The sequence below is a fragment of the Paenibacillus sp. FSL K6-2393 genome, from assembly GCF_038002545.1.
Lineage (GTDB): Bacteria > Bacillota > Bacilli > Paenibacillales > Paenibacillaceae > Paenibacillus.
Map to the genome: position 1 here is coordinate 4627467 of NZ_JBBOCU010000001.1, position 22088 is coordinate 4649554.

15 protein-coding genes are annotated in these 22088 nt (G+C 46.4%); 1 reads left to right on the forward strand and 14 read right to left on the reverse strand.

Going from position 1 to position 22088, the window contains the following annotated elements:
* Positions 1-22: 22 nt before the first annotated feature.
* Positions 23-943, forward strand: a complete 921-nt coding sequence (locus MHI14_RS20375) for an AraC family transcriptional regulator (RefSeq protein WP_339309097.1) — start codon at positions 23-25, stop codon at positions 941-943.
* Positions 944-1100: 157 nt separating this feature from the next.
* Here MHI14_RS20375 and MHI14_RS20380 read toward each other — a convergent pair whose 3' ends face one another.
* From MHI14_RS20380 to MHI14_RS20445, 14 genes are all read right to left on the reverse strand, one after another.
* On the reverse strand, positions 1101-2021 hold the full coding sequence (locus MHI14_RS20380; protein WP_341131110.1) for a hypothetical protein: 921 nt from the start codon (positions 2019-2021) through the stop codon (positions 1101-1103).
* A 386-nt stretch (positions 2022-2407) separates the two neighbouring features.
* Positions 2408-4237, reverse strand: coding sequence for an adenine deaminase (locus MHI14_RS20385; RefSeq protein ID WP_341131730.1), 1830 nt, complete (start codon positions 4235-4237; stop codon positions 2408-2410).
* Between the two features lie 341 nt (positions 4238-4578).
* Positions 4579-6954 (reverse strand): RNA polymerase recycling motor HelD, encoded by a 2376-nt coding sequence (gene helD, locus MHI14_RS20390; RefSeq protein WP_341131111.1) that lies wholly within the window; start codon positions 6952-6954, stop codon positions 4579-4581.
* Positions 6955-7199: 245 nt separating this feature from the next.
* Positions 7200-7691: a pyridoxamine 5'-phosphate oxidase family protein gene (locus MHI14_RS20395; protein WP_445670374.1), complete on the reverse strand. Its 492-nt coding sequence runs from the start codon at positions 7689-7691 to the stop codon at positions 7200-7202.
* Positions 7692-7792: 101 nt separating this feature from the next.
* A complete protein-coding gene (locus MHI14_RS20400; RefSeq protein ID WP_091032071.1) occupies positions 7793-8860 on the reverse strand; it encodes an FUSC family protein in 1068 nt (355 codons plus the stop codon).
* 300 nt (positions 8861-9160) lie between these two features.
* Entirely contained in the window at positions 9161-9883 is a 723-nt protein-coding gene (locus tag MHI14_RS20405; RefSeq protein WP_341131112.1) for an HD domain-containing protein, read from the reverse strand.
* 1 nt (position 9884) lies between these two features.
* The gene (locus MHI14_RS20410; protein WP_341131113.1) at positions 9885-11324 is read right to left on the reverse strand and encodes an NAD-dependent malic enzyme; all 1440 of its coding nucleotides are present in this window, start codon (positions 11322-11324) and stop codon (positions 9885-9887) included.
* 209 nt (positions 11325-11533) lie between these two features.
* Positions 11534-13606 (reverse strand): beta-galactosidase, encoded by a 2073-nt coding sequence (locus MHI14_RS20415; RefSeq protein ID WP_091032079.1) that lies wholly within the window; start codon positions 13604-13606, stop codon positions 11534-11536.
* Between the two features lie 87 nt (positions 13607-13693).
* On the reverse strand, positions 13694-14779 hold the full coding sequence (locus MHI14_RS20420) for a glycoside hydrolase family 53 protein (protein ID WP_341131114.1): 1086 nt from the start codon (positions 14777-14779) through the stop codon (positions 13694-13696).
* Between the two features lie 32 nt (positions 14780-14811).
* Positions 14812-15690 carry a carbohydrate ABC transporter permease gene (locus tag MHI14_RS20425; RefSeq protein WP_091032085.1) on the reverse strand — a complete coding sequence of 293 codons (879 nt, stop codon included), beginning with the start codon at positions 15688-15690 and terminating at the stop codon, positions 14812-14814.
* Between the two features lie 29 nt (positions 15691-15719).
* Positions 15720-16610, reverse strand: coding sequence for an ABC transporter permease (locus tag MHI14_RS20430; RefSeq protein ID WP_074094500.1), 891 nt, complete (start codon positions 16608-16610; stop codon positions 15720-15722).
* Between the two features lie 188 nt (positions 16611-16798).
* Complete coding sequence (locus MHI14_RS20435) at positions 16799-18490, reverse strand: extracellular solute-binding protein (protein ID WP_091032087.1); 1692 nt, start codon at positions 18488-18490, stop codon at positions 16799-16801.
* A 123-nt stretch (positions 18491-18613) separates the two neighbouring features.
* Positions 18614-20242 carry a response regulator gene (locus MHI14_RS20440; protein ID WP_341131732.1) on the reverse strand — a complete coding sequence of 543 codons (1629 nt, stop codon included), beginning with the start codon at positions 20240-20242 and terminating at the stop codon, positions 18614-18616.
* A gap of 73 nt (positions 20243-20315) precedes the next feature.
* Positions 20316-22070, reverse strand: a complete 1755-nt coding sequence (locus tag MHI14_RS20445) for a sensor histidine kinase (RefSeq protein ID WP_133384267.1) — start codon at positions 22068-22070, stop codon at positions 20316-20318.
* Between the last annotated feature and the right edge of the window lie 18 nt (positions 22071-22088).

Below are 22088 nucleotides of genomic sequence, written 5' to 3' on the forward strand. Positions count from 1 at the left end.
TGTAACAAAAGGAGAATCTGATATGGAACGTGAACGATTACGGGAAGACCGGATTCACGGCAATGCCATGTATCCCGTCAGTGTGTACCCGGATATTCAACAACTAAACGGAGATAGCATTCTCGATTGCCACTGGCATGATGAGATGGAGTTCACCATGGTGACCAAGGGCTGCGCCGTCTTTCAGATCGATATGAACACTGTTGAGGTTCAAGCTGGAGAAGCCATTTTCATCAATAGAGGCGAGATTCATGCGGGGTATCTGAAGGGTGATGTTCCCTGTGTATTCTCTTCCATTGTATTTAATCCCGAGCTGCTTGGCAGCCGCACCTTCGATACCGTCCAAGAGAAATTCATCGGTCCACTGGTACGCAAAACGGTGATTCCCCCCAGTCATATCAAGGCAGATGAGGATTGGGGACAAGAAATTCTGGATCTCCTGAAACGTATCTTTGCCGACCACGCTACCCGAACCGAAACGTGTGAAATGTCAACAAAAGCGTACCTGTACCTCATATTTGCCCGTATGTTCGAACATATGAGACCTGCTCCGCTTAAAGGCACCGTGGCTACAGGGAGTCATGACAAGGTAGAGCGCCTGAAATCCGTGCTCGGTTATATCCACAAACGTTATCCTGAACCGTTAAAGCTGAAAGAACTGGCCGATGAAGCCAATATGAGCGAAGGACACTTCTGCCGTTTCTTCAAACAGATGGTGCAGAAAACCCCTGTAGATTACATTAACTATTACCGCGTTCAACAGGCCTGTGTTCAGCTTGAGAATACGGATCACAAGATTGTTGATATCGCCATGGATGTGGGTTTTGAGCATCTAAGTTACTTCATCACTACATTTAAAAAACATAAAGCCACTACACCTTCACAGTATCGCAAAATGTTCTATGAGAACGTAGGAATGGAGTCTGCCCTAGTTCAGGTGTAAAAGAAGAAGGTGCTCACAGCTATTCAGCTGCAAACACCTTCTTTATCAACTTCCAATTCCCAAGAACTAACAAGATAAGGTTCTGAGGCACGTTGTCTCAGCTAGAACTCATTTCATGTGCTGCTACAAGAATTGCGCTAAGGAGTTTATTGATGTTTCACTTTTTCAGCGTCTTCCATGAAGTGTACTCATGTACGGAGAAACCGTTAAAGGACGCATGTACTGAAGCCATTTTTTCGACCAACTTCAATTGTGCTTCCATATAAGCAGATCCCTCTTCATAAAAAGTAATGAAGTCGCCTTCCTTGCTTTGCTTTGTTTCCACGGCGATTGAGATCGTCTTGCCAAGCAGAGCTGCTTCTGCAAGTTCATCCTTCGCTACACTATAGATTGCAGCAGCTGTATCGCGGTAAGCCATAATGGTGATGGAATCAAACTTGCGAATCATCCAGCTACTTACGGCCATCGTGGAACCCGGAATTTTGTAGTTATCGAGCCAGAAAGGCAGATCAGCCGCTACTGGCATCTTCATCCGTGATGCTCTCTCAACAATGTACTCCACATTGCCTTGCCACTGGGTAATTACACTGGCCTGATTGATTTTCCACTGCGGGTGCACATGTGGCTCAATATCCAGATGAATACCAGCAAATTTCTCATTGGACAACGCCTGCGCCTGATATGCCTCGATCCAGTCCAGGAAAGATGCAATCTGCTCCCGACTTTCCGTCAACCCCCAGGCTGATCTTCCATCCATGACGTCAACCGCAATGTTCTTGGCTCTCGCCTGGCGGATAAAACTTTTATATTCAGGAATTTTTATATCCCGGTTCATCTGCAGATAGATCGTATTGATTTTGTTCGCTGTAGCATAATTTAATACCTCTTGAGGATTACTTCGGATCTGGGTGGTATCCCACACCCATGTCGCTCTCACCGGTGCATCAAGTTTTCCATGAATCGTTGCATAACTGTCGACTGAACCATCCGCAATGGCTTTGGAAGAACAGGCTGTACTCGCACACAGGATCAAACAACTCAGTAATACGATAAAACGGTAACCCCTTTTGCTTTTCATATTTGTACACTCCCTCTGAAGTTATCAGCTCTGACGTGCAAATCTGGATGAAATTGTGTCGTTTCATATTCATTTAATGGATATTTATTAGGTACGACGAATTTGGATTGCTTCTATATGCAATATCATCTTTAAGACTCACTACGAAAGAATCATATAACTATATTTCGGGAATTCGTAGTTCTGTATGTATAGTTCAAAAGTCACAATTCTTAACTATTTTCTAAATTAACCCTTATTTCAGCATGACTTCAGTCATTATTGCCATATGTACACCGAGATCCAGAAGACCTAGAAAGCGTTTTCTCCCACAACGTACAAAAAAACCGCCCTAAGGCGGCTTTGCATGTATCTTAATTTATTTGTGCTCTAGTCGACATTTCCGTTCATTCATTACCCGATGGAGCTACAGGTGTATTCTCAACCACTTCATCGAAAAGGGACACCAGTTCAATACCTTCTGCCGAGATCCGCACAAGACCCTTGTCGGACAAACGTAGTTCTGGAATCACAACCAGCGCGAGCAACGAAAGCGTCATGAACGCATTATTCAACGTACATCCTGCAGACTGTAAAGCTTCACTGATTGCTGCCGATTGGGCTGCAACGACTTCGAATGGCTCGGTTGACATCAAACCTGCAATCCGCAGCGGGAATTCGGTTACACCTGCTGCCGTTACCACGGCGACTCCGCCCTGCATTCGAATGACACGGTTACCGGCTTCGGCCATCAGGGCATCATCATTACCGATAATCAACAGGTTGTGACTATCATGAGCAACCGTCATCGCAATCGCTGCAGGGGATGTGAAGCCGATGCCTCCAACAAGCGCTACCGCTCGATTCCCGGTTTGTTTGTGACGCTCCAATACCGCAATTTTGCATACTTCCCCTGAAGTTGAAACCACAACCTTGCCGTTCTCTACGGTGACGGGCAGGTGTTTCTCCTTTGTATCCACATGGTTCTCTGTCACATGAATGATTTTGGCACCAATCGTCCCCTCTTGAATCGGTGCAGCCAACTCCAGATCTATTGGCTGAATATTAGCTTCTAACTTCACCGTGTTCAATGCTTCCTCAGGGTACGTGAAGCTGTCCCAGACCGCCGTCATTTTCCCATTCTCGGCTACAACTTGCCCGGCAGCAATCGTCATGCCCACACGTACATCCGCCAACCGGCCGTCCAGCAGAATAATATCGGCTATATTGCCCGGAATAACCGCACCAATATCACGCGCAACACCAAAGCGCTCAGCCGTGTTAATGGTTGCCATCTGAAAAGCAGTGATCGGCTTCACACCTTGGGAGATTGCAAGACGAACAACAAAATCCATATGTCCTTCTTTGAGCAGGGATTCAGAGCTTCGGTCATCGGTCACCAGCATCATCCGGCGTGTATCCAGTCCAAGCTCAGTGCAGGCTTTGATTGTCTCAGCCACATCATGCCATGCCGAACCTTGGCGCATCTTCGCATACATCCCGAGTCGCAGACGTTCAACCACATCTTCCTTGGTCACACACTCATGATCCCCTGTAACGCCACTCGCTGCATACGCTGGCAGACGCCAGTCATCTGCAGCCCAGGTGAAATGACCGTCTGCCACTTTACCTGCCCGGAGGGTCGCCTGTATCTCCCCGATCATCGTCTCGTCCCCATAGACTACCCCAGGGAAGTTCATCACTTCACCAAGGCCAATCATGTCCGGACCCCAGGAAAGAGCCTCAGCTACCTCCTCAGGCCCGATATAAGCACCTGTTGTCTCCAATCCTGGATGAGTGGAAGGCACACAGGAAGCCACCTGCATATAAGCAGCCATCGGTGTGGTCCGCGCTTCATCCAGCATCAGTCTCAAACCTTTGAGACCAAGCACGTTAGAGATCTCATGTGGGTCAAAGAAACCTCCGGTCGTGCCTGAAGGCAATACCGCTCTCGCAAACTCGGTTACTTTCATCTGTGTACTTTCGATATGGCAGTGTCCATCCAGCAAACCAGGAGCGATATACTTACCGTTCGCTTCAATAATCCGGGTATGTTCTCCGATGGTGTGGCTTACATCTTTACCAACATAAGCGATTCGAGCTCCCTGTACAGCTATGGACATCTCAGGCAAAATCTCACCCGATATCACGTTTACCAGCGTACCTCCCCGAATGACCAAAGTCGCTGGCAAATCTCCCCGTGCTGTAGCGACCAGATCAGGTACACAATCGGCCATAAGCGGCCGTTCAAAAGATGGTTTGTTCAATTTGTTGCCTCCTTTAATAAACGATCCAAAAAAAATATATTGTTACGATTATATGAGTCCGGACTTCATGTGTAAAGAAAAATCACATCTATTGTGCTTAAATACAAATTATGAAGTCCTCTTTATCCACGGGACCCAATCCTTACGGATTCACGTTAGGTATTTTCATTCAATACGATCACTTAAATGGCTGGAACCTCATCTCGTATAATTCCCTCGCTAAGCTAGCTTCTTCCCGATCTATGTATCATATACAGAAAAACTCCCGTTCCATTGAACGGAAGCCTTCTTCATGCATATGAAGTGTTATGTCAGTCCACTTGCGCAGCAGACACCTTGCCAAGATCATACCATTCTTCCGACTGGGCGGTAATGAACGGACTCGGTGTGCCCACGCAGTAAACGTGCAGCAGATGCATCGCTCGTGTGCAAGCCGTATAGAACAACTTGCGTTCATGTTCCTGCGCATACTGCTCCGCAGAGCCGTCATAGATCAGGACAGCATCGAACTCCACACCTTTGGCCAGATACGCCGGGATCACATGAACACCCTGCTCAAAAGCCAGCGTCGTTTTTTTGATTAACTTCGGTGCTGTGGGGAGTACCTTGCTCAATGCAGCATGTACGTCTCTGCTCTCTTCGGCGGTCTTGCAGATGACTGCGACCGATTCGTATCCTTCCTTAATCAAGTGCTTGAGGTCTGTCGTGATGACATTCATATGACGCTCGGGATCAGAAGAAACGATCACTTTAGGTTTCTCACCGCTGCGGTTAAATGGAATTATCTCTTCCCCACCAGGCACCATACCACGTGTAAACTCCACGATCTCCCGGGTAGATCGATAACTTCTAGTCAGCTCAATCACTTCCGTATTGTCTGGTCCGTACAGGTTAGTCAAGGGTCCTGTTCCACTAAGTACTGAAGAGTGGGCATAGATTGCCTGATTAAAGTCACCAAGTGCTGTTATTTTCGCCCGTGGAAACAATCTCTTCATAAATGCCAACTGAAACGCAGAATAATCCTGGGCTTCATCAATGATGACATGGCGAATATTGGAGTTAATATGGAATCCAAGCATAAGCTCACGCAAGTACAAGTATGGCGTAATATCTTCATATGCCAACTCCTGAGACTTCAATCTGCGTAAAGTCATCTTACCAATTTCATCCCATTGAGCAGGCAGTGCTTCGTCACCCAGCAATCGCTCCATCTGAGCCTGATCGCTGAACAGATGTGCATATAATTGTCTTATATCAACGAATCGTAAGGACTTGATCCATTTGCGCAACGGTTTGAGTCGGTCACTGACCACCATACGTGCCAGAATTTCTCTTTCCTGCTCGAAGTCATTAAACGTATGGGTCTTTCCTTTTTGCTTGCGCTTCAACCGTTGATATGCACGTTGCAGATCCTCCGGCTCCATCAGATCAAGCTGCTGATCAACCCAAGGCGCATCCAACTCACCTTTACCAAAGGCAGACAGTTCTTTCAGCATCCAGTCCCGTAACATCTCCAGTCGACTCACCAGCTTAACGGACGACTCGAAACTATAGAATTTCTCAGCCATAGCCTCTGACGTGACAATCGCTCGGCCCTGGAAGCGAACCGGCTTGAATTTCATGCCACCTGACAACATGCTTTCCTTATAACGTGTAATGACTTTCAGGAAAGTTTCGGACGACTTGAAGCGAATGCTGGACATGCGAACTTCATAATCGGGATCTTCCGTCCCCGTAAGTACATATTCGAGTTGAATAAACGGATCTTCCAGTTGATATTCACGACCCAAACGGCGCTCCAGATACTCCTGGAAGGTCGTTTGCAACATGTTTTCCTCCCCAAGCTCAGGCAGTACCGTGGAGACATAACTGTTGAACATTGGATTCGGTGAAAAAAGAACCATCTGATCCGCTTGCAGATGCTCGCGGTATTTATAGAGAAGATATGCCACACGCTGGAGCGCCGCGGATGTTTTGCCACTGCCTGCTGCGCCTTGCACAATGAGCATACGTGTCCGGTCATTACGGATAATCCGGTTCTGCTCCTTCTGAATGGTCGCTACAATACTCTTCATCTGTGCATCTGAAGTTCGACTGAGCACGGCCTGCAACAACTCATCACCAATCGTAACCCCCGTGTCAAACATAAAACGGATACGTCCGTCCCGAATGACAAACTGCCGCTTCATCTCTATATCACCGCTGATCTCCCCGCTTGGTGTCTGGTACGTAATTGGGCCTGGTGCTCCGTCATAATACAGGTTTGAGATCGGCGCACGCCAGTCGTAGACCAGAAAGGATTCTTCCTTCTCATCCAGTAACGAGGCAATGCCCAGATAAATGCGTTCTGCATTTGGATACCCGTCTTCCTTGAAATCAATGCGGCCAAAATATGGTGAGTGATGCAGTCGTTTCATTTTGTCCAATGCAGCCGCTGTATTTAGATGGCTGCGCTCCCGATCGGATAGTACCTGTGACTGCTGCCGCATGCTCGTTGATGTCTCTCCGACATCGTCCGCTTCGCTAAAGTTCATCGTGACTTCGTCCCAGAAATCTTTTCTCATCCCTACCACTTCGTCACGGAAGGAGCCTACTTCACCTTCTAACGTTGTGATCTTGCGCTCAATCTGATCGGTCACCGTGTTGACCCGTTGTTGTTCTTCACTCCACTGCTGCTCTGTACTCATATGTTAATAGCCCCTCTTTCCCCGGATTGTGTCCTCAAAATCCCATTTGACAAGCCCGAAAAGGCAATGGTATAATTATTAGAAAGTAAACATTTTAATTATATGTTAATTAGTTCTAATTTTCTGAAAACCATTTTTTATTGTACCAGTGACAACGTCCCGATGCAAGCGGAGGCGTTTTTTGTTGTTTTCTTCTTCATTATTACCCTATCACCGGGTCCTCAACTGGCTTAGCTAACTCCTGCCTACTTTCGTAATTCTTCAATCGTCTCTTTCCAGCGTGTAATTGCCCCAAGTTCATCTTTTAATTGAAAGGTTATTCCTGAAGTGATCTCCGCATATGGCGCTTGATCCACACGTACATGGAGCACTTGTGCTTCAAAACGATCTCTCGGATGAACAGCGCTCTTAATCTCAGGCAACCGTTCTACTTCTATACGGATATGCAGCAATCGATGTCCTTGAACCGCAATCAAGGTAGCCTTGCCTTTTTTGCTCATGTTCATACTGGTCTGTGTACCTGGCCATAAAGCAAGTCTGAGCTGATGCGGATTTATCGCAATCACTTCCCCCATACTGATCATCGCCTGATGCGGCCATTGATCCTCAGATACGGTTAGCAGTTGCATGGCCTCATGCTGTTTATGCTCCAGATTTGTCCCACTCAACCATTCCATTAGTTCAGCGTCCAATTCCTCAATAATCATGTCTCTATCCCTCGGTTCGTTAATATTCATGCCATTCAGCCTTATGTATGACAAAACAACCCGGACACGATTGTCCGGGCAATGTTGTAGTTCCATTGTATATGATCACAAAGCAGGTGCGCAATTCGTTATCAAGGCCACTTAAGCCAATTCAAAATTTTGTCCTGTGATTCTTTGTCTTCACTGGCACTATGCACATGTTCGGCAAGTCGATTCAAACGTTCCAGCTGATATCCGTAATCATAAATCGCAGCAGCCACGATCGACAATCGTAACATCCCTTCCTTATCGATATCAAACTGGGTGATCGCCTGCTCCATGAAACGGTCATTATCCAATACAAACTGTGCGGCCTCTTCCCCATTAGGTTTCAGCTTATCCTCGAACTTGAGCAGTGCATGCTCATGGAATTTGATAACCAGTTCAAGATGTGAGTCAAAAAACTGATCCATGGCCGTTGTCCGCGGTGCCTGGAAATAGTGGCGTTCCACCGAATCCAGCACCTCATACCCTTTTTGCAGACTCAGCAGCATTTGTTTGTAGACCACCATCTGACGAGTTTCGCTGAATTTCGAACGTTTCATCTTTTTCTGTTCCTCTTCGAACAAGTTATACTTGTCGGACAAAGACTTAATGGAACCGCCCAGGTTGCTTTTCTCCTCCCGGAATACAACTTCCTTGATCTCATCCGAGATCGAGGTTCGCAGAAGCAACGACATACCGCTGAATACACTATGGATCTGCTTCACGAACTGAACCTTCGGTTTCGGAGGAAATACCGTAATGTTGATGAGAAACGCCGAGACAATACCAACCAGTGTCAACAGAAAACGATTGAGTGCAAAATGCCAGTCACCCGAGGCTTCCATAATGGATACAACCGTGACCAGTGTCAGGCCAACCGTCTCACCCATATTCAATTTAAGACAGATCATGATGACAAGTACAATAATTAATCCAACGGCGATTGGCTCATTGGACAACACCATGCCCCCCAGAAGGGCGACAATAGCTCCCAGCGTGGTCGTTTGCAACTGATCCAGGAAGTATTTCCAAGAACGATAGATGGAAGGCTGCATGGCGAATATAGCCGCGATTGCGGCAGGCACGGGAGATTGCGGGTTCAAGAACAGGCTGCTTAGGTACAAGGCAAGCGTGACCGCAATCCCCGTCTTAAGTACACGTGCACCAAACGACATGGTGGTGACCCCTCCTCTTTACCGAACCTGAAATTTTACATTTGATGATCATTTTCATTATTACCCCATATTTCTTTTTTTGCCTGAATTCATTCAGGAGAACGATTTATTGTACCATGTAAGGTCTTCCGTTGCCATGTCATAAGTCAGAGGTATTGTGAAATTGATTTCCTTATGTATGTTAATACACATTATTAACCCAAAAAGAAGCAAATCTTCAAAATGGATTTTCACCACTTCAAAGATTCGCCTCCGTTACTTAATTATACTTTGTGGAATGCTCATGCTTATTATGCCTGCCTAACGGTCCGTGCCCTCCCATTCCCTTTTGAACTGGTCCACAAACTGCACCATATAATCATGACGCTGCTCCGCCAGCTCCTTGCCATAGGAGGTATTCATCAGATCCTTGAGCTTGAACAACTTCTCGTAAAAGTGATTTATCGTTGTGCTGCGCCCATTGCGATATTCCTCACGGGTCATCTGCTCCCGTGGGGGGAGGGACGGATCGTACATCTCACGCCCTCTGGCGCCTGAAAAGGCAAAGGTTCGCGCGATCCCAATCGCACCCAGTGCATCGAGTCGATCCGCATCCTGAACAACCTGTGCTTCAAGCGAACTGACCGCAGGACGCTGGCCTCCCGCATATGAGATGGTGCTAATAATACCCACAACCTTATTACGTATATCCGGGTCAAGAGGCTGGGTATCCAGCCAGTCATTCAGTTTGGCCATCCCGGCTTCCAAGCTCTCATTCAGCTTCTCATCCGGTACATCATGTAATAATGCGGCCAGTTCGCAGACAAATGGATCTGCACCCATGCGGTGAGCGAGTTCAACCGCAAGTGCGGTTACCCGTTCAATGTGCGGCCAGTCATGACCATCACTATGCTTGGATGAGTCCCCTTGAACAAAGGATCGGGCGGCGCGTAGAACAGCCTCTCCTGCCGTTATTCCATCTATATTATGCATGTGCCCTAATTCCTGCAGATTCCCACCAGATTGAAGAGGGTTGTCTGACATCTTACGATTCCCCGCCTTCACGGGCCTGTTCACGTGGAATACGCCGAGCTACACCCGTCTTAATAGCTGCTTCAATCACGCGACTGCGCATCGATTTGACCACTTTATCATTGAACACACTCGGAATAATGTAATAACGTGTACGCTCTTCATGCGTAATGGCCGAAGCAATCGCTTGAGCGGCTGCCAGCTTCATTTCTTCATTAATTTCAGTGGCTCGGCAATCAAGAACTGCCCTGAAGATACCCGGGAAACATAACACGTTGTTGATCTGATTCGGATAATCGGATCGGCCTGTTGCCATTACCGCCACAATGTCTTCCACCAATGCAGGCATAATCTCAGGTACCGGGTTTGCCATCGCAAAAACGATTGGATCTTCTGCCATGGTCTGCACATCTTCGCGAGTTAACAGATTCCCGCGGGACAGGCCAATGAACACATCGGCTCCACGAATGACATCACGCAGCGAGCCAGTCTCCAGTTCGGGATTAGTACGAGCTGCATAATCACTCCAGACTTCATTCTCATAGGTTTCTGTCCGTACAATCGCACCCTCACGATCGACACCTATAAGCCGGCTGGCTCCCGCGGACAATAATATGTTGCTGCATGCTACACCTGCTGCACCGATACCACAGACCACAATCTTCACATCATCAATGGACTTGCCCACCAGTTTGAGCGCATTGATCAGACCGGCATATAACACAACCGCTGTGCCATGCTGGTCATCATGAAATACAGGAATATCCAATTCCTCATTCAGACGACGTTCAATTTCGAAACAACGCGGTGACGAGATATCCTCCAGATTAATGCCGCCAAAACCAGGTGATATCGCTTTCACAGTACGTATGATTTCCTCCGTATCCTGTGTGTCCAGGCAGATTGGGAAGGCATCCACACCTGCAAACTGTTTGAATAACATCGCTTTACCTTCCATCACAGGCATCGCTGCACGAGGACCAATATTACCAAGTCCAAGCACCGCACTGCCATCAGATATGACGGCCACTGTATTCCGTTTAATTGTCAATGAGAAGGCTTTGCCGGGTTCTTCTGAAATGGCTGAACATACACGAGCCACATCCGGTGTGTACACACGTGACAGATCTTCCCGGTTTTGAATCGGGGTCTTTGGTGTTACTTCGATCTTACCGCCCAGATGAAGCAGGAACGTCCGATCCGATACGTTAATAATGGACACACCTTTGAGCTGGCGCACCCCTTCTATAATTTTACTGTTATCTTGCGCATCTGTAACGGCGACCGTCAAGTCGCGCACGCTTACATCCTGATTGGTGGAAATCACGTCGATGGCAATGATGTCTCCCCCAGCTTCCGAGATGGCCGAAGCCACTTCGCCAAACTTGATATCCTTAGTTGTCATTTCCAGTCGAATAATAATGCTGTTACCATCCAGATTTCTTTGATTCATTTCCATTCCTCCCAGACTGAAAGTCTTGAGTTACAAGTTACCTGTTTGTCTTCGCTGCGCGGACACGTTTATCCTTTATCTTGTCCAGAAAAAGTCGTTCAACAGCCAAATACATAAAATAAAAAAGATGCCCTGAACACCAATGCAGGCGTTCAGGGCATCTCTTCTTAATACTAATTTCATTTATTTAGTAACATATAAAATCTATATTATTTCCGGGCAGCCGGTCTGCGCAGAACACAAATGTCATATGGCTTCAAGCTGAGACTTGCTTCCACAGCATCACCACTGAGCAGATCGGTATAGGACTGTCCATCTAATTCAACCAGCTTCTCATCTGGTGTGTAGTTCTGTACAAACACATAATCTGCAGTACCATCTGTACGTGTATGTGCCGTTGTTCCGGCAGGCAGCTCAGTTTCAAGTCCACGCTCAATGTTCAGGTCAGCGATTAGTTTCGCATAGAAATCATCATAGAATGGTGCTTTCAGACGTGTCGCTACGTAATATGCTTTTCCTGAACCCAATTGGTTGACCGTCAATGCCGGACGTCCGGCATAAAAGTCAGAACGGTACGTAGCCAGAGACTTCGCGCCTTCCAGATGAATCAGATCACACAGTTCAATTGCATCATACGCTGTATTAAGCTGAAGCTCATTGCCCTTCTCCGGAATGATTCCGTTCAGATCACGATCATGCAATCCGTCAATTTCCTCGGACCAGATGCCAAGTGTCTTACGAAGCGGGCCTGGGAATCCACCCAGGAAACACAGATCGTTTTCGTTAACAATACCAGACCAGTAAGTTGCTACAAACGTACCACCTTGTTCTACAAACTTCTCAATGCGTTCCCCGACACCTTCACGTACCAGATAGAGCATTGGAGCAATCAGCAGCTTGTACTTGGACAGATCTGCATCCATATCAATAACGTCTACAGCGACTCCCTTTTTCCAAAACGCTTCGTAATGCTCTTCCACGGTCTGCTCATACTTCACACCGATATTGCGTGGACCCTGGGAATCATTAACGGCCCAGCGGTTTTCCCAATCAAATATGATCGCAACTTCTGCCGGAACCGCTGTTCCTACAATAGCTTCCATGCCTTCAAGAGCCGTTCCTACGTCAGTCACATCTTGGAACACTCGAGTGTGTTCCGTTCCTACGTGGTCTACCACCGCACCATGAAGTTTCTCACTGGACCCCCGGCTTTTTCTCCACTGGAAGTACTGAACACTATCGGAACCGTGTGCCACAGCCTGGAGAGAAGAGAGCAGATGCATTCCAGGTTTTTTCAGCTTGCTGACATCTTGCCAATTCGTCGAACTTGGAGTACTCTCCATCAGCAAGAACGGCTGACCGCCTTTGATGGAACGAACGATATCATGCATCATGGCGATACGGGATGCCTGTTTCGCGTCGTCATCTGCATCATGCCAAGTCGGATAACTGTCCCAAGAGAGGAAATCCAGAATATCAGCGAATTTCCAATAGTTCAGACCGCCATAGAATTCCATCAGGTTCGTTGTAACTGGCAGATCAGGATTCTGAGCTTTCAATGGTTTTGTTTCATGGACGATAAAATCAGCTGTCTGATCCGTAACGAAACGGCGCCAGTCCAGATTCATCGCGTGTACCTGTGTCTCACCGTGTGGAGCCGGAGATTCCACTTGACTCCAGTCTGTAACCGTATGGCTCCAGAATGTCGTCCACCAGGAATGATTCAGTTCATCGAGTGTTTGATACTTCTTCTGAACCCAACCACGGAATGCTTCCTGACAATAATCACAATGACAATCTCCGCCGAACTCGTTTGAGATATGCCAGCCGATTACAGCCGGATGATCCGAATAACGCTCTGCCAGTTTTGTGTTGATCGCAGTAACCTTCTCACGGTATACCGGGGAAGTATAACAATGGTTGTGACGGAAACCATGCAGATTGCGGACACGCTTCTCGGATACACGGAGCACTTCCGGGTACTTCGCGGACATCCAGGCAGGTCTGGCACCACTTGGTGTAGCGAGGAAAGCATAGATGCCGTTTGCTGCAAAACGATCCAAAACCTGATCCAGCCATTCAAACGTATATACGCCCTCTTCCGGCTCAAGGGATACCCACGAGAAGATACCGATGGACATCACGTTACACTTGGCAAGCTTCATCAAGCGAATATCTTCTTCCAGAACTTCAGGATAGCGGAGCCATTGCTCCGGGTTATAGTCTGCGCCATGCAACATGTGCGGGGCTTTGGAACTTACAGGTGGAAATTTGTATGTCATAAGGACAACTCCCTTGCATTAATAAATTACTGTTTTTAGTTTATATACGATAACAACGATTTCACAGAAGATACGTATTACGCTAGATTACACGTATGTCACGACATCTGATTCTTCTGCAGTAGTGAGTGCTGTAAACGATTCCAACTTGCGACCTTTAAAATCAAACATGGTGAGGTTGCCCCAGTTATTCGGATGACCGACGGACCATTCTTCTTTACTTGGTATCCAGGCAGGTTCCCAATAATAGAATCCGTGCCCCAAACCACCAGGAACTTCGCGGATAATCTGCAATAGATCCTTCAGATATTTGGTCTGTCCCTCTACACTTGCAGGGTATCCTGGTAACAACAGTTCTTCCTGATTCAAAATCCATTCAATGCCTTCCGGCTGTTCCAGCGTCCATGGATAAGCGGTTTCAACTACATTAATAGGTTTGCCATAACGCTCAGCCAGATCATGAAGATTGTCACGTAACGCATCAAGTGTGCCATGCCACCAAGGGTAATACGAGAGACCAATGATATCAAACTCCACACCCAGTGCTTCAAAGCGATCGTAAAACTTGCGGCTCTCGGCGTTATCTCCACCACGATCAATATGTATCATAATCTGAATATCCGCGTCAACGGATTTGACCGCAGCAATTCCGTACTTCACAAGGCCTGCAAAACGCTCCCACTGTTCATCCGTATCATGCTCTTCTCCACCAACACGTCCCTCATTCCATAACATGCCTGGTGTAATCTCGTTGCCCACCTGCACCATGTCTGGAAGCGCATCGTGTTCCTTCAACGTTCTCAGAACGTCAGCCGTATACATGCATACCGCACGTTGAAGCTCTTCATAGGACAGATTCTCCCATGCTTTCGGCTTCCATTGATTGGCTGGATCAGCCCAGCGATCAGAATAATGGAAATCAAGCAAAAATTTCAATCCCTGTTCCTTGATCCGTTTGGCTACCTCCACCGTTCGCTCCAGATTGCAGAATCCACCAACAGGATCATTCCAGATTCGAAGTCGTATCGCGTTAGCGTCATTAATCTTCAGGATGGACAGCAAGTCTTGTTCCTTGCCATCCACATCACTATAACTCCCGCCATGCTGTTCGATTTCATCCATAAAGGACACATCCATTCCCAGAATGAATGTCTTTTCCGTCAAATTGCTCACTGTATCAACCTCCATTAATTTGGGGTACAGGCTCAGCCTTTAACTGAGCCCAACGTCATACCTTTGACAAAGAAACGTTGCAGGAAAGGATACACAATCAAGATTGGTGCACTTCCGATGAAGATCTGAGCTGCCCTTACCGTAGTTTGAGAGAGAGCTTCCATTTCTTTTGGATTCATGCTCATGCTACTCATATCACGTCCAATAATGACCGTTTGCATAAATGTAGCAAGTGGGTAATCCTTGGCGTTATTCATGTAGAGCAATCCGTCAAACCAGGAATTCCAGTGGAACACCATACTGAACAATGCAATTGTTGCAATGGACGGCATCGAAATGGGAAGGAAGATACTGAACAATGTTCTGAAATGGTTAGCTCCATCCATCAGTGCCGCTTCCTCCAGCTCTTTTGGAATACCGCGGAAGAAGTTCAGCATCAGAATGACAAGGAATGTGTTAACTGCCCCAGGGAGTACCAGTACCCAGAAGGAATCCATCAACCCGATCTTCTGGATAACCATGTAGAATGGCACCAGTCCCCCGTTGAAAATCATACTGAATACAAAAATCCAGGAGTAGATTGTTCTGCCTTTGAATTCACTATTTTCTTTGGACAACGGATACGCCGCCAGGAACGTAATCAGCAAGGTAATAGCTGTACCAATTACTGTACGTAGAAGTGAGATCCAGAGCGAGTTCAAGAAAATTGGATTGTTCATCGTTTTTTTGTAAGCCTCAAGTGAAAATCCTACGGGCCAGAGATTGACCAGATTGGCGTCGGCAGCTGCCTTCGTACTAAAGGATACAGCCAGGACATGAACCATCGGTATGATACACATAATGGCGATCAAAATCAGAAAGCAGGTATTGACTATATTAAACACGCGATAAGGCAATGATTTATGATACATCGTGGTCCCTTCTTTCTCTGTTCATTCGTTTAGAATATGCGATATCCAGCGTATTTTTTGGCTAAGCTGTACGATACAAGAATCAAGATCATACTAATGACCGATTTGAATAATCCGATCGCGGTTGCAAAGCCCATCTCACCATTCTGCATTGCGGAACGATATACGAATGTATCAATGATGTCACCCGTTTGATATACGAGCGGGTTATACAAGTTGAATATCTGGTCAAATCCGGCATTCAGTACGTTACCAAGTGCCAGTGTTCCTACAACCATCAGCATCGGCACAAGCGAAGGGATTGTAATGTGCAGTGTCTGTTTCCAGCGTCCTGCTCCGTCAATTTCCGCTGCTTCGTACAATGCTGGATTAATTCCGGCAAGGGCAGCCAGAAAGACAATCATGTTATAGCCAAATTCTTTCCACACATCTGTCAGAATGACCGTAGATCGGAACCAACTGTTGTCTCCAAGGAAGAAATATGGCCCGAGTCCAAAGGTTCCCAGAACCCGGTTAACCAAGCCTCCTGTTGACAACAGATCTATCAAAATCCCGCCCAGAATGACCCAGGACAAGAAGTGAGGTAAATAGACAAGTGTTTGAATCGTTCGCTGTATAGCCATCTTGCGAACCTCATTCAAAAGAATGGCAAAAACAAATGGAACAAATAAATTAAAAATCAGTTTAAGTACAGCAATAATCAATGTGTTCCAGATGACCTGTAAGCTGTCTTCACGTTCAAACAGATATCTAAAGTTGTCCAGTCCAACCCATTCAGAACCGCTAATCCCAAGCCATGGCTTGTAGTTCTGGAATGCCATAATGATCCCGCCCATAGGCACATAACTGAAGATAATCAGAAAGATAATGGCTGGCAACAGCATAACGTGGAATGGCCAAGTGCGTTTCAAAGTTCTCATGATTGCTCCCCCTGTATTTCTTCCTACTCAAGTACTCCCTGAGTGGCTTATAATGCGATTATATCAACCTTTTACGGGGTCCAAACAGCACATAAAAGCAATATAAATGGCACAAATTCAACCACTTTGCCTCAGCTTCAATAAACAAAAAAACGCCCAGACGTTAGTCGTCTGAGCGCTGCTTGTAACTATTTTTTCACACTGTCATACCATTCGTTAACCTCTTGCGTGATTTGGTCACCGCCACCCGATTTCCACGTTTGTACAAAGGTATCAAACGCATCCGCCGGATTTTTGCCATAGATAATTTCGTTAAATGCCTGATTCTCGATTTTGTTCAGATAGTCCAACTTGGATTTCATCGTCTGTGTTGTTGGACCTGTGAACATGTTTTTGAAAGAAATTTCTTCTTGGCTCAGTAACACTTTCGCTGCTGCTGGAGTTTCTTTACCGTAATTGACAGCAACATCTTTCTCAAGCTTCGTTTCAGGCTCTTTGCCATCCGCTAAGTTCAGAAGTGCTTTCATCTGGGCATCTGGAATACGAGCACCGTCGCGAACAAGCAAATAACGTACAACGTTCACGTATCCGCCTTCGATCTGGTCAATCGGCATTTGTTTTCCATTTGCATCCAATTGGTAGTCATAACCTGCAAACAGACCGTTATCATAAGGGCTACCTGGTGCTGGGTCTGCATAATTGTCAAACAGGTAGTTCTGATACGTAAAGAATGCTTCTGGGTGTGCCATATCTTTTTTGATCAACGTAACACCATTAACAAACTGTGTTCCGTGACGCATCGCTTTTCCTTCAGGACCGGTAGGAATTTCAATCGGTTTCCATACCGCACTCGGTACATTTTTCACTGTATCGAGAAGTGGCCACCCACTCATCCAGTAAGGTCCTGGAATAATGCCGGCAGTTCCTGCAACTGCTGGCTCTGCTGTTTTGTTTTCATCCCATAGAGCTGCTTCCTGCGGGATATATCCTTTTTTGAGCCATTCGCTCAATTTGGTCAGACCTTGCTTCATGCCTGGATTAATGGAGCCATACTCGAGCTTGCCATCAGTTGCCAGATTCCATTGTTGAGGTAAGGTGCCATATGCACCAAAGATCCAGGATACATCTCCCATCCAAGTGTTCATGGATGTTTTGAAACCAACGCTGAGCGGAGTGACTTTTTCAGGAGCCAAGCCGTCAGGGTTATTGTTTTTGAATGCTTCCATAACGGTTTCCAGCTCATCGATTGTTTTTGGTGCTTTCAGATTCAACTTGTCCAGCCAATCCTGGCGAATCCAGAGCAAGTAATCATTGTTGTATGCGTAGTCCAGAACAGGGATACCCATTCTTTTGCCATCACGACTATATTGGTTCCAGACGTTAGGATCTTGCTCCATCGCTTTTTTCCATGTGTCTGAAGCATATTTGTCGAACAGTGGACCGACCTCTTCGTACATGCCAGAGTCGATCAAGTCTTGAGCAACGAGATTGTCTGCACTACCAATCGTCACGATATCTGGCATTTCCTGTCCAGAGGACATAGCCAGACGAAGTTTAGTTGCAAACGCACTGTTTGTGTCTGTTACTGACCAGAGCGCGCTGACATTAATCCCGAATTTTTCCTTGGCCCACTTGGTTGCCACGTTATTTTCCATGGATTCGCCATTTTTAAACTTCAGCTCAGGATCGATTCCCCATGCTGTTGTAATGGTTACTTCCGGATCATACTTTTCTTTGTATTCGTTTTGGGTTCCAGATGTACTTGGTGTTGCACTATCTCCGCCCCCACTGCCTCCTGAACATCCTGCAAGAACGACAGTTAGACTCAGCGTTGTAGCGAGAAGCGTCAAGAATCTCTTTTTCGTTGATTGCGCTCTCATGTTGTTCCCCCTTAAATCGTTTTGGTTACCCTTTCATTATAGGCTGACCAGGCCTTTGAGCCTATGATACGAAATCAAGATTTCTGCACCTTTGCCAACCTATATTCTGGAATGTTGTTGTAATTATGCCTGATCCCGAAATTCATTTGGTGTCATGCCATAATGTTTTTTGAACATTTTGCTGAAATATTGCGGATTTTGATAGCCAAGTTCACTCGTAATCTCGTATATTTTTTTATTGCTATTCTTAAGCAGATACAGAGCACGCTCCATGCGCATACGAATCATGTAGTCCCCAAGACCTTCCCCTGTCTCTGCCTTGTAAATTTTCGATAGATATACGGGGTGTAAATATACCTTGTCCGCAATCATCTTCACTGACAGATCCTGTCCTGTATCTCTTGTAACCAACTCCTGAACCTGCTTGATCACATGTCTGCGGCTCTGCACACCTTCCTGATCGGACAACTCTTCCTGAAGCTTCGCCAGCATCTCGGTTGCCCAGCGCCGCAGCTTCTCGGGGGATTGAATCAACTGATGAGCAAGGAGCAGATCGAATCCCGCATGATCAATCTCATGCACCAGATGCCCCTGTTTATGGGCGATATACATAAATGCATTGGTTACCGACAGATACATCTCATACACGTGTTCTCTGGACAATCGAACCTGTTCTGCCGCGTCAAAGACCGCGTTCAGCTTAAGCGCTGCCGCTTCCCATTGCTTGGTCTCAAGCAATTGAGGAAGTACAGGCGGTTTGTACAGCTCTTCGAGCGCCTGCGTTGCATCATTCTCCGGTCTTTTGCTGAGTGCCTGATCCATGTCCATATATATAATCTTGTGTTCTTCCGGTCCTGAAAGGACAAGCGAACCCAGACTTTTCCGATAAGCTGCTGTTAACTCATTAAAGGGAAATGACGGTGTAACTACCATGGACAGGTCTCCCTGTAAATATCGAATGACATGCTCACGGAAAGTTTCAGCTGAGATTCTCAACGTCTCCAAGTCCATCTGCGAAGCTTCGATCTGATCTTGATTCTGCAAGAACATAACCAGACACTCATGGGGTCCGCGACCAAACCACACGTTAAATTGCTCTCCGAGTACTTCCTCTGCAATATTACCTACCGCAAAATCCATCAGATCCAGAGATTGCTGGTCCATTGATGAGAAGCGTCCTGTAAGCCGAATCAGCATCATCACAACCGATTGTTCCGGATCAATATGAATCTCATATTGTTGCAGTTGTTCCCGAAGTGCCCGCGCCGTGATCTCACGCCCCAGCAGCAGATCATGCATAAGATTTTCTCGTAAAATTTTATAGTCAGACTTCCGACTGTATAAAAGCCGGTGATATTTATCAAATTCATCCCACTCATCGCGAAGAGACGTGATGGCTGCCGACACCGATCCCATAAACTCATCATCGTTTACGGGTTTCAGGATATAATCCGCTGCCTGTAATTGAATGGCTTTTTTAGCATAATCAAAATCACTGTGACCCGTTAGTAAAATACAGCGAATATGAGACCAGCGCTTGCTTACCTCTGCAATGAGATCCAGTCCGGACATGCCAGGCATGCGAATATCGGTCACTACGATATCTACTGCATTTTCCTCCATAATCTCCAACGCTTCCTTACCGGATGCGGCACGTAGCACGGTCGTTACTCCAAGCTCTCCCCAGGGGATCGTAAGTTCCAGACTTTCTGTTACGTATGTCTCATCATCTACCAGCAATATATCAATCAAGTGATTCACTCCCTATTTCGTTCATTCTGCAAATGGATTCCATCGTGCATCATGCGCTACACATTCCAAGTGCTTATCCTTCATTCTCCAGAAGAAACTCCTGCTCGGCAGGCCATGACAGCGTAACGCGTAATCCGCCAAGTTCCGATTCCGTTATATCAAGCCCAGCCTGCTCCCCATATCGAAGCTGGAGTCTCTGATTCACATTCCACAGGCCACAGCCCATCTCCTGATCCATCGTTCCCCTGAGCTTACTCAGAAGCGCCTCACGTGCCTCCTGCGTCATGCCTTGCCCATCATCTTCTACCACAAGAACCATGACACCGCCCTGTTTTTCCCCGGATACTCTTATTTCTCCTGCTTCCGCGTCCGCTTCGATACCGTGAATCACTGCATTCTCCACCAATGGTTGCACGATGAGTGGCGGTACCTCCTGTCTTAACATCTCGTCAGGCAGATCAATCTTGTAATGAATGCGGTCCATACGCATCCGTTGGATCTCCAGATAACAGCTGACAAATTCAATCTCTTCTGTCAACGGTACCACGTCCCGCTCCTGTCTTGTCGTATACCGATAATATCGCGATAGATTATGCGACATCGCTACAACAGCGTCCATACGCTTCAGCTTCGCCATACTCGTAATGAAGGAGAAACAATTATAGAAAAAGTGCGGGTTAATCTGCGATTGCAGCTGCTTCAACCGGGCTTCACGCACATGAATCTGTTCCAGGTAAACGTGTTCAAATAACTGCTGGATCTGCTCCACCATCAAGTTGAAACGTTCGGACAGGAAACTGAATTCATTGCGGCCCTTTGGCTTAATCCTCACTGAATAATCTTCCTGCTTCAACCGCTGGAACCCGCGAATGAGTTGTTTCACTGGTACCTGTACCTGAACATAGAACAAATACGCCACACCAAAACTCATTAACAACAAACAAATCATGGAAGAATAGAACAGCATATTGGATTGATGAATAGGCTTCAGAATATCTGACAAGGGCATGTAGTCCACCAAATACCAGCCTGTTGTACTGGATTTCACCGTGTTAACCATGTAGGGCTCGTCCCCGATCACCACTGTACGGTTATCAACGTCCTGAAGTTTATGAACGGACAGTTCTTCCATCAACTGATTCGTTAGTGAACGATCTGAAGTCCGGTTATAGATGACCCCCGATTCTTCTCGGAAATAGAAGGGATCATGCCTGCCATCGTCTTTGAATTTGTCGAGCATATCCCGAATGTTGTCACTATCAAACTCCAGTTTAATAATCGTTTCCGCATTATTAGCCGGGTCTTTAATACCGTACGGAGATACCGTAATCCAGCTAAACATGAACCGATCATCTTCCCCATCCTGAATTTTGCGTACATCCCAGCCGGAACCGATATTCTCCCTTAGTGCTTGTTTATCGTAAGAACGTGCGTCCCTTTCGGAAACCACCCTGCCCAGCGAAGGAGAATACAGATATAATTTCGTGGCCCAATTGGATGAGCTTTCCTGAATACTCAGCTTATTCTGAATACGTTTGACCAGGTTGATCGCATCCAGGTCAAAGTAGTTACTGTCCGCATAGATTCGCCGGAAGCTGGCAATATCAGGATCATGTATGAGCAGATTCGGCCATGAGGATAACAGTTCGATGTTTGTGTTCACTTGATTTTGGAAAAATTCAAGCTGATTACTATTTGATCGATTCAACTCATCTCTGAGAACAGCTGTTGTTTTGTGATTGGAGTACCAGTACAGAAGCACTACAGGAATCAGCATAATCAGAATAAGAATGACCATTTTGGAAAACAGGTTTGTCCGATATGACATCTTTTCATCTCACCTTGT